At 46.3% G+C, this 12,827-nt stretch carries 10 protein-coding genes and 1 pseudogene; 7 read left to right on the top strand and 4 right to left on the bottom strand.

Going from position 1 to position 12,827, the window contains the following annotated elements:
- Positions 1 to 12: 12 nt before the first annotated feature.
- Positions 13 to 1,131: a calcium/proton exchanger gene (cax, locus tag RIB93_RS27820; RefSeq protein WP_446377777.1), complete on the bottom strand. Its 1,119-nt coding sequence runs from the start codon at positions 1,129 to 1,131 to the stop codon at positions 13 to 15.
- Between the two features lie 655 nt (positions 1,132 to 1,786).
- Between cax and RIB93_RS27815 the strand changes: the two genes are divergently transcribed.
- Positions 1,787 to 4,462 carry a DUF3536 domain-containing protein gene (locus RIB93_RS27815; protein WP_446377775.1) on the top strand — a complete coding sequence of 892 codons (2,676 nt, stop codon included), beginning with the start codon at positions 1,787 to 1,789 and terminating at the stop codon, positions 4,460 to 4,462.
- A 52-nt stretch (positions 4,463 to 4,514) separates the two neighbouring features.
- Here RIB93_RS27815 and RIB93_RS27810 read toward each other — a convergent pair whose 3' ends face one another.
- On the bottom strand, positions 4,515 to 5,093 hold the full coding sequence (locus RIB93_RS27810; RefSeq protein WP_446377773.1) for a fasciclin domain-containing protein: 579 nt from the start codon (positions 5,091 to 5,093) through the stop codon (positions 4,515 to 4,517).
- A gap of 253 nt (positions 5,094 to 5,346) precedes the next feature.
- On the opposite strand from RIB93_RS27810, the gene RIB93_RS27805 reads away from it, so the two are divergent.
- On the top strand, positions 5,347 to 5,958 hold the full coding sequence (locus RIB93_RS27805; protein WP_446377771.1) for a Uma2 family endonuclease: 612 nt from the start codon (positions 5,347 to 5,349) through the stop codon (positions 5,956 to 5,958).
- Positions 5,959 to 5,976: 18 nt separating this feature from the next.
- Here the strand turns inward: RIB93_RS27805 and RIB93_RS27800 are convergent, their stop codons facing one another.
- Positions 5,977 to 6,468 (bottom strand): pentapeptide repeat-containing protein, encoded by a 492-nt coding sequence (locus RIB93_RS27800; protein ID WP_446377769.1) that lies wholly within the window; start codon positions 6,466 to 6,468, stop codon positions 5,977 to 5,979.
- 318 nt (positions 6,469 to 6,786) lie between these two features.
- Here RIB93_RS27800 and RIB93_RS27795 point away from each other — a divergent pair, with 318 nt between their 5' ends.
- The 5 genes and pseudogenes from RIB93_RS27795 to RIB93_RS27775 form a co-directional block, all read left to right on the top strand.
- Positions 6,787 to 7,548 carry an HAD family hydrolase gene (locus tag RIB93_RS27795; protein WP_446377767.1) on the top strand — a complete coding sequence of 254 codons (762 nt, stop codon included), beginning with the start codon at positions 6,787 to 6,789 and terminating at the stop codon, positions 7,546 to 7,548.
- Between the two features lie 319 nt (positions 7,549 to 7,867).
- Positions 7,868 to 8,599 (top strand): RadC family protein, encoded by a 732-nt coding sequence (gene radC / locus RIB93_RS27790; RefSeq protein WP_446377765.1) that lies wholly within the window; start codon positions 7,868 to 7,870, stop codon positions 8,597 to 8,599.
- 62 nt (positions 8,600 to 8,661) lie between these two features.
- Positions 8,662 to 9,012 carry a hypothetical protein gene (locus RIB93_RS27785; RefSeq protein WP_446377763.1) on the top strand — a complete coding sequence of 117 codons (351 nt, stop codon included), beginning with the start codon at positions 8,662 to 8,664 and terminating at the stop codon, positions 9,010 to 9,012.
- Between the two features lie 278 nt (positions 9,013 to 9,290).
- A complete protein-coding gene (locus RIB93_RS27780) occupies positions 9,291 to 10,379 on the top strand; it encodes a VWA domain-containing protein (RefSeq protein WP_446377761.1) in 1,089 nt (362 codons plus the stop codon).
- A gap of 600 nt (positions 10,380 to 10,979) precedes the next feature.
- Positions 10,980 to 12,425, top strand: a pseudogene (locus RIB93_RS27775) (AAA-like domain-containing protein); the annotation flags it as partial.
- 291 nt (positions 12,426 to 12,716) lie between these two features.
- Here the strand turns inward: RIB93_RS27775 and RIB93_RS27770 are convergent.
- The coding region (locus RIB93_RS27770) for a transposase (RefSeq protein WP_446373407.1) at positions 12,717 to 12,827 on the bottom strand (111 nt) is incomplete at its 5' end.

The following is a 12,827-nucleotide window of genomic DNA, read 5'->3' as shown; positions in this document are numbered from 1 at the left end:
GTCTCTACAAGGTTATGCTAATCCTTCCACAACCGGATGGAAGTAAAATGCCAACCCCAACACCAAATAAGCCGCAATTAGCAAAATTCCTTCCAACCAGTTCGATTTTCCATCCGAACTAATGGAATTGGCGATTAACACCGCCACAGCTACAGCTACCAGTTCAAAGGGGTTAAAATCCAAGTCCATCGGCTGACCCAAAAACCAACCCGCAATCACTAAGACAGGGGCGACAAATAGGGCAATTTGTAAACTTGATCCCACCGCCACCGACACCGACAAATCCATCTTATTTTTCATCGCCACTGTCACCGCCGTAGCGTGTTCGGCGGCATTGCCAATAATAGGCAATAGAATCACCCCTGTAAATAGGGCAGTTAATCCTAACTGGGAGGTAGCTTCCTCCAACGTCCCCACCAACAGTTCCGACTCTAACGCCACCAAAAGGGTGACTCCAAGTAACACGCCAATCCACAAGCCTAAATTCACCTGATGTTCCGGTTCCTCAGTGGGGGAAGAAGTACCATCCCCCTCTTGGGGCTCAACATCCACCATGCCCACATCCAATAGATAGCTGTGGGTTTTCATCGAAAATAATAAGGTAAGAGCATAAACCACAATCAACACCCCCGCCACAGCAACCGATAATCTTTGTAACGTCGCTTCATCAATGTCAGGCGTCGTAGCATCCATCGCCGTCGGTAGCAACATGGCAATGACAGCCAAATTCATTGAGGACGCATTTACCCGTGCCACAATCGGTTGAAAGTCCTGTTCCTTGTAGCGTAATCCCCCCAAAAGCATAGATAAGCCCATCACCAGCAGCAAGTTGCCAATAATTGATCCCGTAATCGTGGCTTTAACCACATTGACTAAGCCAGCATTGAGGGCAATCAGGGCAATAATCAGTTCTGTCGCATTACCAAATGTGGCATTCAGCAACCCACCAAAGGTAGGTCCTGCTACAACCGCAATTTCCTCCGTCGCCGTTCCCATCCACGCCGCTAGGGGAACGATCGCCACACAGGAGGTAATAAACACTATAGCTGATCCCCATTCCAGAAAATGCGCGGCGATGGAAATGGGGACAAAAAGTAACAACAGTGACAGAATCGTGTTTTTGTTCAGCATATAAGAACCAGCAAAGAGGCACAGATTTACGTTAACGGTCAGGATTAGGATTTGTCATTGGTTAGGGAACAGGGAACAGGGAACAGGCAATGGGCAATAGGTAAGGTAGAGTTTTGAGTTAACTTCCCCAGCTTCCCCAGCTCCCCCAGCTTCCCCTGCTTCCCCAGCTCCCCCATCTCCCCCATCTCCCCAGGAAGATGTGCAATAATCGGCAAGAGTTGTTATAGTGCGTCTAAGTTTTGTGAACTGACCGCAACGTTATATGAAGTTTTATCGATTTTCAGTAAATCTTGCGGTTGAATAAAAAACTGAAGGGACAGATTGTTACACGTTCATCCCTAAATGCAAGTTTAGCCACTGGTGTCAATGCTTTTTTCTAAGGATCTGCGTATACATTCCGTACACTGTACTAAGAAATGAGAAGGAGAGTCAAATCCTTACAAAGGACAAAGGACGAATGACGAATGACAATCCTCACCGTTAACTTTACTTTTGTCCGACTACTTATACCGAGCTGGCGTTCTCTACTGAAATGGCTAGCTTCCAACCCAAAATTCGTTTAGCGAATCTCTCAACTTATCCCTACTCAAGAGCGAAAATGACTAGAGTAAGGGAATCTGTCTGACTACGTTTTCTGTGGAATTTGGTGATCTAAATGACTTCTGCTGCTGAACTTTCAGCTTCACAAGCTGCGGCAAATCCCATCCCTACCTTATCTGAGGAGGTTGGGCGAGACCATGATCCCCTACAGACAGCTAGGGGCGTCTACGTAACTGTTCACGGGCATTTTTATCAACCCCCCCGTGAAAATCCTTATCTGGATACGATTGAACGTCAGCCCTCGGCGGCTCCGTTTCATAACTGGAATGAGCGGATTCATCACGAATGCTATCGCCCCAACGCCTTTGCTCGGGTGTTAAATGGTTACGGCGAAGTGGTGGGGATCGTTAATACCTTTGAATATCTCAGCTTTAATATTGGTCCGACGCTGATGTCGTGGTTGGAACGCTACGACATGGAAGTGTATGAGCGAATCATAGAGGCGGATCACAAGAGTTGTCAACGGCTCAACGGTCATGGCAATGCGATCGCGCAAGTCTATAACCATATCATTCTTCCCCTCGCCAATGAACGGGATAAATACACCCAAATCCGTTGGGGAATGGAAGATTTCCGCTCTCGCTTTGGTCGTGATCCCGAAGGGATGTGGCTGGCGGAAACGGCGGTAGATTACCCCACCCTGGAAGTGTTAGTGGCAGAAGGGATTAAGTTTATCATTCTCGCACCCTCCCAAGCTGAACGCTGTCGGATTTTGCCAACCGAAGACAATCCTGATCCTAAATGGCATGAAGTGGGTGGGGGTCAGATCGATCCCAGCCGCCCTTACCGTTGTTTCCTCGAAAACGGTGAATTTATCGACATCTTTTTCTACGACGGTCCCATCTCACGGGATATGGGCTTTAGCGATGTTCTCAGTAGTTCCGAACATTTTGCGGGTCGTTTAGGGATCGCGATTCATGGGGATCACCGTCCCTCCCAGATTATCAGTGTGGCAACCGATGGGGAAACCTTTGGACATCACAAACGCCACACGGAAATGTGTATCGCCCATGCTTTTACCCAAGTCTTTCCCCGCCGTAACTGGACGGTGACCAACTTTGCTCATTATCTCAGCATCAGTCCCCCCACTTGGGAAGTGATTCTCAAACCCGTAACCGCTTGGAGTTGTTCCCACGGCGTTAACCGTTGGCAAGATGACTGCGGCTGTGGTGGCGGCGGGGGTTGGCATCAAAAATGGCGGCGTCCCCTGCGAGAAAGTTTGAACTGGCTGCGGGATCAGTTGATTCCGGTGTATGACGAGAGGGGGCGTCAGTTTTTCCGTGATCCTTGGGCGGCGCGGGATGAGTATATCCAGGTATTGCGCGATCGCGTATCGTCTCGGAACGAGAATCGCTCGTTGGACAATGTGAAGCAATTTCTGAACCGTCACAGCGTTGCGCCCCTCTCTCCCACCGACCAAATCGATGCCCTGCGGCTGTTGGAAATGCAGCGCCACGCCATGCTGATGTATACCAGTTGTGGCTGGTTCTTTGAGGAAATCTCCCGTCCAGAAGGGGTACAGATTTTACGCTATGCAGCACGGGCGTTGGAGTTAGCTGGGGAGGTGGCGGGTATCCAGCTTGAGCTAGGGTTCTTGGATCGCCTACTTGTAGCACCGAGTAATGTAGACTGCTTTAAAACCGGGGATGGGGTCTATCGGCAACTGGTTGTATCGTCGCAAATTACCTTTCAACAAGTTGCTGCACATTACGCGATTAGTTCCTTATTTACCAACTATTCCCAACAAGAACGCCTCTACTGCTACGAAGCGCACCAGCTTGACTATCAACTTCAACGCATGGGTTCTCTAACATTGGCAGTGGGTCAATTGCGACTGGTGTCGGAGATTACCTGGGAAAATATGGAATTGGTCTTTGCCGTTCTCCATATCGGCGGCTGGGACTTCCACTGCTGTATCCAACCCTTTAGCGGACGTCGGGCATATACCCAGTTGAGGGATAAGATTTTTGATGCCCTTAAGCAAGCCAGTGCTGCCCATACGATTCTGGCAATGAATCAGATGTTTGGTGAGCAGTCGTTTAGTTTACAGAATCTGTTTGCTGAGGAACGGCAACGGATTATGCAGCTAATTAGTCAGGAAACCCTGACCCGATTAGATCAGCTGTATAACCAGATGTACCGGGATAATTATGGCGTGCTGATGGCTTTCCATCGGGATGAATTGCCCGTACCGAAAGAATTACAAGTGGCAGCAGAAATTGCTTTATCCAACCGTTGTCTGATTGCGATTAAAGCTTTAGACATGGAGGTGAGTGATCCCCAAGCTATCAACGCTCAGATAGCCGAACTGGAAGCGATCGCCATAGAAGCGGGACACCTACGCTGTCATCTGAATATCCCAGAAGCCAAGCCAACTCTGGAGACATTAATTTGGCGATCGCTGTGGCAACTTTTGCATGAGGGTGATCCCGATACCCTCGGCGAGGATATCCGCCAGATTGATCGGTTGATTGAGATTGGCAATCGGTTAAGCCTCGGTTTAGCGTTAGACCGTTGTCAGGAACTCTATTTCAACTGTTTACACACATCAATCGTGCCGCAGTGTGAACTGGCGATTCAAGCCCAACGCCTGAGTGACCAAAAGAATGGACACAATCAGGCGCAGCTTACGGCGGCAAATCCTTGGACTATTATCCGACTACGCCAGTTGCTTCAGCTTGGTCAACTTTTGTCTGTGGAAGTGAGTCCTTGGTTGAGTCATTTGGTTTAGATAGGGGGGTAAAAAACGATAGTAGGGGCTTGGTAACCAAGCCCCTACTCCATTAGGGTAATAGAACCCCGCTAATTCCGTGAATCATACCGTTAGAGGCAGGAATATCTGCCAGAATCACAGGTACATCATTGACAAAAACTTCGCTAGCATTGCTAACTCGTATGGTTACGGGTTTACCTGCTAGAGTGGTTAACCGCAAGGTCGAACCAGGAGTTAAGCCAAAGGTGTTAATGTTACCGGGAACAACATGATAGGTGAGGATTTCAGTTAATCGCGATCGGTTTTGGGGTTGAAGTAACGTTGCCACAGTTCCCTCTGGTAAAGCAGCAAAGGCTTCATCGGTGGGAGCAAAAATGGTAATGGGTCTCCTCCCAGCTAGTGCTGAGGTGAGTCCGGCGGTTTTGATTGCAGCCGTCAGGGTGGAGAAAGCGTCGTTAGCGGTTTCGAGTTCATCGGCTATATTGCTCACACCCCGTTGAGCGATCAGGTGGAGTCCAGGTTCTGCCTTTAAGAGACGAGGGGAGTCGGTGACGCTGTTGGCGGGTAGTGCGATCGCGGTACCGAGACTGGCTAGACCTAAACAGGCGGTTAGTTTCCTCAAGGTGGAAGTAAAAGCGTGGGCTGGCATGAATTTTTCTCCTCAGAGCAGGTATTTATAACGATTTGTATACTACTTTAGTCTGAATTCTGAACCTATGCTTCTTTCTCAGGTACAATATCGCGTCTGCTCAGTGCATACTGAGAGATTGGTCAATTGATTTGGATTACATAAATTTCCACTTCTGGGGTTTAATCAAAACCAAACGAGTCGCTACACTGAAACAGAGGAAGACTTGTTCAACAAGGGGATGGATTTTTTGACCGAGATAGGAGCTTAAGCCATGATTCAGTCTGTACTAAAACTATTAACATTTGAAGAGTTTCTGGCGTGGTATCCCGATGGACGAGGGCGTTATGAACTGTATGAGGGAGTCATAGTTGAGATGAATCCAACTGGAGACCACGAAGAGGTTGCCGCTTTTCTCAACCGCAAGCTAAATGTAGAACTTGATCGCAAAAGCCTCCGCTACTTCATTCCTAGAACCTACCTCGTTAAACCTCCTAGTATTCCATCAGGTTATCAGCCCGATGTTATAGTCTTGGACAAAGACGCCTTGCACGATGAGCCACTGTGGAAGAAATCATCAACTATCTCCCAGGGAAAGTCAGTCAAACTAGCAGTAGAAGTGGTCAGCACCAACTGGCGAGACGATTACCTGACCAAAGCCAGGGATTATGAAGAAATGGGCATTCCAGAATATTGGATTGTTGATTACTTGGGGTTAGGCGGTAGACGGTTTATTGGCAATCCAAAGCCACCCACTTTTTCGATCTACCAGCTAGTTGAGGGTGAGTACCAGGTTAGTCAGTTTAGGGGAGATAACCTCATCGAATCCCCAACATTCCCAGAGTTGAACTTGACAGCACAACAAATCTTTAACGCAGGGGAATGACAAGCCTGTACACAGACATTAAGAACAACCGAGAGAATCGTTTGTGGCTACACCCGTTTTAGAATTAATCCCTGAAGCCTGCTGACATAAGTGTTTCAGTTGTGCGCCGTCTAGAAGGGCATCAGTGAAGTCAGCTCCCGTAATTAATGTATTATCAAACACTGATCCAAGTAAGAGAGTTTCGACTAAAATCACATCACTTAAATCTGCTCCCGTCAAATCTGCCTGATCTAACATACCATAGCTTAAATCCGCACCGTGCAAATTGGCATTCGTCATCACCGAACCACTAAAAATAGCACCTCGCAAGTCAGCATAGGCAAAATTACTTAATTGTAAATTGGCATTGGCAAATTCAGCCGTCTGTAAATTTTGAGCGGAAAAGTCTTTGCCTGTGAGTTGGGCGTGACTGTAGGATAAGGGAGGCGGATAGTCAGCCGCTTGAGCAGATAGAGGATGAACGAATAGAGCGATCGCGACTAGGAATGCTATCAGTTGGCGAAGAATCATCTCAAATTGCCTGATTGACCTTAATGCTTGTCCCCTATTAAATCTGATTGGTGTTAAGTCGGTCAAATTCAGGCGGCGGGGGTAGCAAGCGTGCAAGACATCGATAGTGGCATGGCACACCTAATTTAATGGATTAGATTCGGCTTGTAGTCAGGGCTTTGATCCCTAGTTTCTGTTGAGTAACATGCGTCAAGCAAACCTACAACTTTTTTCCGCATCTTTTCCCAGAACAAGGTTGTGTTCGTTTCCAAAAGCCGCTTGCGTGTTTACATCTTATGTCGGTATAGTTGCTGACATCAGACATAAGACCAATAATCAATGACCAAACTTCGAGCATTAATCTTTGACGTTGATGGGACGTTAGCCAATACCGAACAAGAGGGACACCGAGTAGCATTTAACCGCGCCTTTGCTGAAGCTGGATTCGATTGGAATTGGTCTGTTTCCCTCTATGGTGAATTACTCGCGGTGGCTGGGGGGAAAGAACGTATCCGCTATTATTTAAACCAATATCGCCCCGACTTCCAACCTCCTAGCAATTTCGACGAGTTCATTGCTAATCTGCACCGGGCAAAAACTCAACATTATCGCCAACTGATCACCACGGGTTCTATCCCCCTACGTCTTGGTGTGCAACGATTAATTAAAGCGGCGCGATCGCAAGGAATTCGGTTAGCGATCGCCACCACTACCGCCCCGACTAATGTAACTGCGCTTTTGCAGCATACCCTAGGGGATGAGAGTCCGGCGTGGTTTGACGCGATCGCGGCGGGTGATATCGTCCCCGCCAAAAAACCCGCCCCCGATATTTACAACTATGTACTGCGGCAAATGGATTTGCCACCCCAAGACTGTTTAGCGATCGAAGATTCTGATCAGGGTTTAATGGCGGCTACACAAGCAGGTATCACGACACTCATTACAGTCAACAATTATACAAAAGACCAAGATTTTACCCAGGCGGTACTCGTGTTAAATCATTTCGGAGAACCCGATCAACCCTTTACCGTTCTCGCTGGAGATGCTGGAGATAAGCGATATGTTGATATAGAACTCCTCCACAATCTACATCATCGTTAGAGTATCGCTTCAGTCACCCCTTCAGGGTGAAAAGACCACAGTTAATGGCGGGTCAGACCTCACCCCCCAATCACTAATCCCCAATCACTAATCGCCTAACTTGACGAATTTGAGTGCAAAATTCTATTAATATAGCAATTAAATCTCAGCCATGATATCATGTCCGTCTAGACAGTGATTTTTGACTTTTACCTTGCCATCTTACTACTTACCTTCTGCCTAAGAGCCTTCTGCCTTGGAGCCTTCAAGAATACCAACGGGTAAGTATTAAACCGAAGCTGATAATGACCGACTTGTCCCGGAGTGATGGGGTAGCGTTATGACCTATAGCCTTAGAATTGCCGATATTCCTGCTAGCGAACGTCCACGGGAACGATTAATGGCGATCGGTGCCAAAAATTTGGCGACAGCGGAACTGATTGCTATTTTACTTGCCACAGGTCAGGGGAAAGGTAAACTTTCGGCAGTAGGTTTAGGACAATATATTTTGCAGCAATTGAGTCAAGATGAACGCGATCCTATGGCGGTATTGCGAGATATCTCCCCTCAAGAGTTAATGCGTATCCATGGCGTCGGACCCGCCAAAGCTGCCACGATGCTAGCCGCCATTGAACTGGGAAAACGCGCCTTTCAGTCTCGCCCCACAGAAGGCACTATAATTGATAGTCCCATGGCGGCGGCGGCGGCTTTCAGTCATGAGTTAATGTGGCAAACTCAGGAACGTTTTGCTGTATTACTGTTGGATGTGAAAAATCACTTATTGGGGATTAAACTCATCTCAGTTGGTACAGCAACACAGACATTAGCCTGTCCTCGCGAGATTTTACAAGCTGTTTTGCGCCATGGGGCGACGCGGTTTATTGTAGGGCATAGTCATCCAACGGGTAGTGTTGAACCTTCTGAGGATGACATTTCTTTGACCAAACAGCTTTTGCAGGGGGCGCTGCTAATCGAAACACCTTTAGTGGATCACCTGATTTTGGGAAATGGCAATCACCAGAGTCTACATCACACCACTTCATTGTGGAAGGAATATCCCCAAGATATTTAGTCGGACTTTCATTAAAGTTAACGGTTGAGATTAGGAGGGAAGCAGGAAGGAACAAGAATGATTTGAGGCTTGTTAACCTTTCTGAGTACAGTGTACAGAATTTATGTCCAGGGACTTACAATTCTTTTTTTGAGTTTCCGGGGTCAAACCAGTTAGTTGAGATTATTAACGCTCATTTTCCGGCATTGACGCCAGCGTTAGTTGAGGCGGCGGTAGAGCGATTTACTGAGTTGCGAGAGAAGATGGTGAAGGGGAAGTCGGGGAAAAAGGTGAGTACGAGTGAGTTATTGGATTGGGTGGCGGTGTTGCAGCAGTTTCCCCAGGATGAGGTGTTAAAACAGCTTGAGGGGGATTTGCTGTTTCCTGAGGTGTTGTTGAAGAAGTGGGAGGATCATTTGCGGTATTTTAAGTAATAAGAATGGGTGAAAATGGAACAAGAGCCAAGAAATAAATTTCTGGCTCAAAGCTAAAACCCGTTAAAACGGGTTACGTAGGTGGACACAATTAAAGTTAACGGTTGAGATTAGGGAACAGGGAACAGTAAGGGTTTGAGGGCGGTTTACGAAACTTAATACAGTACTGTTTTATTTTGTCCGAATACTTACGTTGATAAAGCTAATTATTTAGATGCATTAATTTTAAGGTAAAATAATAAATTTAATAGAGTTTTAATTGAAATTAAATTGGTATTATGACTTATGACGAACTGCCATTGCTAGACATTTTTAACAGCCTGCGCCAGCGCCATGGTTTACCGTTGGGGGTAGATGAGTATTTGGTGGTGGTGCGATCGCTCCAGGCTGGTTTGGGTGTGGGGAGTCGGCTGGAGTTGGAACAGTTGTGCTGTCTGGTGTGGGCGACATCGGAGGCGGAATGTCAACTGATTCGACGGCTGTTTGAGCAGATGTGGGCGGGTTTGCAAACCAATTTAGGGGAAGGGAGCGATCGCGCATCCCAGGCTTCTGTCTCTCCATCCCCGCCACCTCAACCCGATCAACCCAATCAGGAGTTAGAGGAATCTCCCAGTAAAACCCTAGACATGGATGAACCGGTGCAGGTGGTTCAGGCGGTGCGTCGCCATAAACCGGATCAAGAATTCAAACGCCCCCGCTATATGTTGCTAACTGAATATTTCCCCGTTACTAAGCGACAAATGAAGCAAAGTTGGCGTTATTTGCGTCGCCCGATACGGGAAGGAGTACCCGTAGAATTGGATATTGAAGCGACAGTGGAAACGATGGGGCGTCAAGGGGTTTTACTAACACCCGTGTTAATTCCGCGTCGGATTAATCGCACAGATTTGGTGTTAATGATTGATCAGGAAGACTCAATGGTGCCGTTTCATCGGCTGTCGCGACAGTTAGTTGAAACAGCCCAACGAGGGGGGCGGTTGCGACAAACTCGTGTATTTTATTTTCATGATTATGTTGATGAGTATTTATATCGTCATCCAGCCTTAGTGAATGCTCAATTAATGGATGAGGTATTAGCAGAAGTGGGGGAACGGGCGGTAGTCTTGATTGTCAGCGATGCAGGTGCAGCACGAGGGAATTTTGATGCTGAACGGGTGAAGCAGACTCAAGACTGGATGGAACGGTTAAAGCAGTCGGTGCGTTATACAGCTTGGTTAAACCCGATGCCGAATGATAGTTGGTTGTATACAACAGCGGCGGAAATTGCCCGTTTTGTGCCAATGTTTGAAATGAGTCGTCAGGGAATGAATGCGGCGATTAGCGTATTGCGGGGGCGATATGGAGTTGGGGATAAAATGTATAGATGATGGGCAATAAAGCCGGGAAATAAATTTTTGAAACCTCCAGTTAAAATCCGCTCAAACGGGAAGTCAGCAAGCCCTAAATCAAGTTGGGAAATCAATTTCCGGAACCTAAAGCTGAAACCCGTTAAAACGGGTTGAATTATTAGGATACATGTCAACTTTATATTGGCATGGCACACCTAACTTGAGGGATTAGAATTACGTCCGGAAACTGTAGGGGCGCACTGACGTGCATTGGTGTCAACTTAAGCGGAAAAGCCAAGCAATACCTTGACTCTACCCCACCCTAGCCCTCCCCTTATAAAGGGGAGGGAACATTTCCCCCCTTAGCAAGGGGGGATTAAGGGGGGTTAAGATTAAGGCGACGAAATTCAAAGTCTTACAGGGAAAAGTTCTCACCTTAAGTTGACACGGATGACTGACGTGCGCCCAAAAAACCATCAAATCTATTCCACTATTTTAGCTGTATCAGTCCACCATCGTGAGGAGAGCGAAGCGTAACGGACTATTACTTAAAGTTATCATAGCTTACTCAAGCTAGCTTATACTATTAGTCAGTATTGTGTCTTCCCCAATTCCCCATCCCAATCCCCAATCGAAATCATGGCAACAACGAACCCAGAACGAGAAAAGCGAATCGCTGTTGAGCGGATTGTTGGGTTTGCCAAACAATTTGGGGAAGCCCATCTAAATCTAGCTTGTCACGCCGCCTTTCCTTTAGTTCTCACCCCTGACTTGCTCTACCAAATTTGGGCAACCTTCATTCCAGAAACACCTTGGACGGCAGTAGCGCGGGTGTTGCTGTCGCGTTTATGTCGGCAGGTTGGCTATGAGATGTATGAGATGGATATTCCAGTTCGCAATCTGTTACTCAGGGAATTGAAAGAACAGTTTGGGCAACAAAGATTGGAGGAATTGGGTGCATTTTTGATTGATTATGTAGCGCAGCAGCTTACTGAATATGATCCGGCTACGCAGGATTTACGAGAGGCGCAGGAGTGGACGGCGTTGGCGTATACGCAACCGGCTGAAGCAGGGCAAAAATTGGCAGAGGTTCTCAGTGAAACTGTGAAAAGAGAGAACATAGATATGGCAGAGGTATTACGCCTAACTTCATTAGTAGAAACCTATGCAGAACCGTTAGAGGAATTTGGATTTAAACCTTTACTGCGTTACAGTCAGGCAATGAAAAGCTTTGTTATTGGCGACATAGCCGATGCAACAGCTCAATTTGACAAAGTGATTGAAGATGGTAGTCAAGAGGATATTATTGGGATACAATTACCGATACCATCATTAGTGCCGACCTCTACCAAACAACCTCACTTATATTACCAGGTTGGCGGAAGTTTACCTCCAGATGCTCCCAGTTATGTCATGCGTAAAGCAGACAATGATCTTTATCAGGCGTTGAAAGCAGGGATATTTTGTTACGTCTGTAATTCCCGACTAATGGGTAAATCTAGCTTACGAGTGCGAACGAAGAAACGGTTAGAAGCTGAAGGAATTGTCTGCGCGGTGGTTGATTTGACTCGCATTGGTCGTCAGGCAAATGAACAGCAATGGTATCAGGGAATTGCTTATCTTTTAGTCAGGAAATTACAATTGGCGAATCGCGTCAAATGGCGACAGTGGTGGCAAGAGCATGAATCTTTATCGCCTGTACAACGCTTAGGTAAGTTTATTGAGGAAGTCTTGTTAGCTATTATTCCTCAACCCATTGTTATTTTTATCGATGAAATTGATTGTCTACTGCACTTAAGTTTTCCGACTGATGATCTTTTTACCCTAATCCAATCCTGCTATAATAGACTTGACCAGAATCCAGAGTATAAGCGTTTGACGTTTGCACTGTTGGGTGTAGCCACGCCCTCTGATTTGATTCAAGATAAGACAAAAACACCTTTTAATATTGGTCAAGCGATTGAATTACGTGGCTTTAGTCTAGACGAAGCGATGGTGTTAACACAGGGATTAGAAGGTAAAGTAGAAAAGCCTCGATCTGTCCTCAGAGAAATTCTGAAATGGACAAACGGTCAACCTTTTTTAACTCAAAAGCTTTGTCGGATTACCCAAATGATTACCTATACTATTCCTGCTGGTAGTGAAGCACAGAACATCAAAAAGTTAGTCAGGTCGCAAATTATTGAAAATTGGGAAGAAAACGATCATCCTGAACATCTGAGAAACATTCGCGATCGCATACTCAAAAGTAATAAGATTGGGGCAGAATCATTACTTCGCTATTATCAGCAAATTTTACAAAGAGGAGAAATGTTAGCTGATGATAGTCCTGAGCAGAAAGAATTATGGCTCTTTCAGACTAACTATGATAAATTACTAGCCAAAATACCAATTAAGCAGAACCCTTCTTCTAAAATTATCAAAATTATTTAACCCATAACCTCTTCTTTTAATTAGCTTAATTTTTTGATTAATTCCCTCCACTGT

The organism is Coleofasciculus sp. D1-CHI-01 (assembly GCF_040218875.1).
Classification (GTDB): Bacteria; Cyanobacteriota; Cyanobacteriia; order Cyanobacteriales; family Coleofasciculaceae; genus Coleofasciculus.
The sequence above is the reverse complement of the archived record's forward strand: the minus strand, read 5'-3'. Positions and strand labels throughout refer to the sequence as shown.

Excerpts from the sequence above, each read along its gene's own strand:
- cax (WP_446377777.1), bottom strand. The coding sequence starts at position 1,131 with ATGCTGAACAAAAACACGATTCTGTCACTGTTGTTACTTTTTGTCCCC.
- RIB93_RS27780 (WP_446377761.1), top strand. The coding sequence starts at position 9,291 with ATGACTTATGACGAACTGCCATTGCTAGACATTTTTAACAGCCTGCGC.
- RIB93_RS27805 (WP_446377771.1), top strand. The coding sequence starts at position 5,347 with ATGATTCAGTCTGTACTAAAACTATTAACATTTGAAGAGTTTCTGGCG.
- RIB93_RS27800 (WP_446377769.1), bottom strand. The coding sequence starts at position 6,468 with ATGATTCTTCGCCAACTGATAGCATTCCTAGTCGCGATCGCTCTATTC.
- RIB93_RS27810 (WP_446377773.1), bottom strand. The coding sequence starts at position 5,093 with ATGCCAGCCCACGCTTTTACTTCCACCTTGAGGAAACTAACCGCCTGT.
- radC (WP_446377765.1), top strand. The coding sequence starts at position 7,868 with ATGACCTATAGCCTTAGAATTGCCGATATTCCTGCTAGCGAACGTCCA.
- RIB93_RS27815 (WP_446377775.1), top strand. The coding sequence starts at position 1,787 with ATGACTTCTGCTGCTGAACTTTCAGCTTCACAAGCTGCGGCAAATCCC.
- RIB93_RS27795 (WP_446377767.1), top strand. The coding sequence starts at position 6,787 with ATGACCAAACTTCGAGCATTAATCTTTGACGTTGATGGGACGTTAGCC.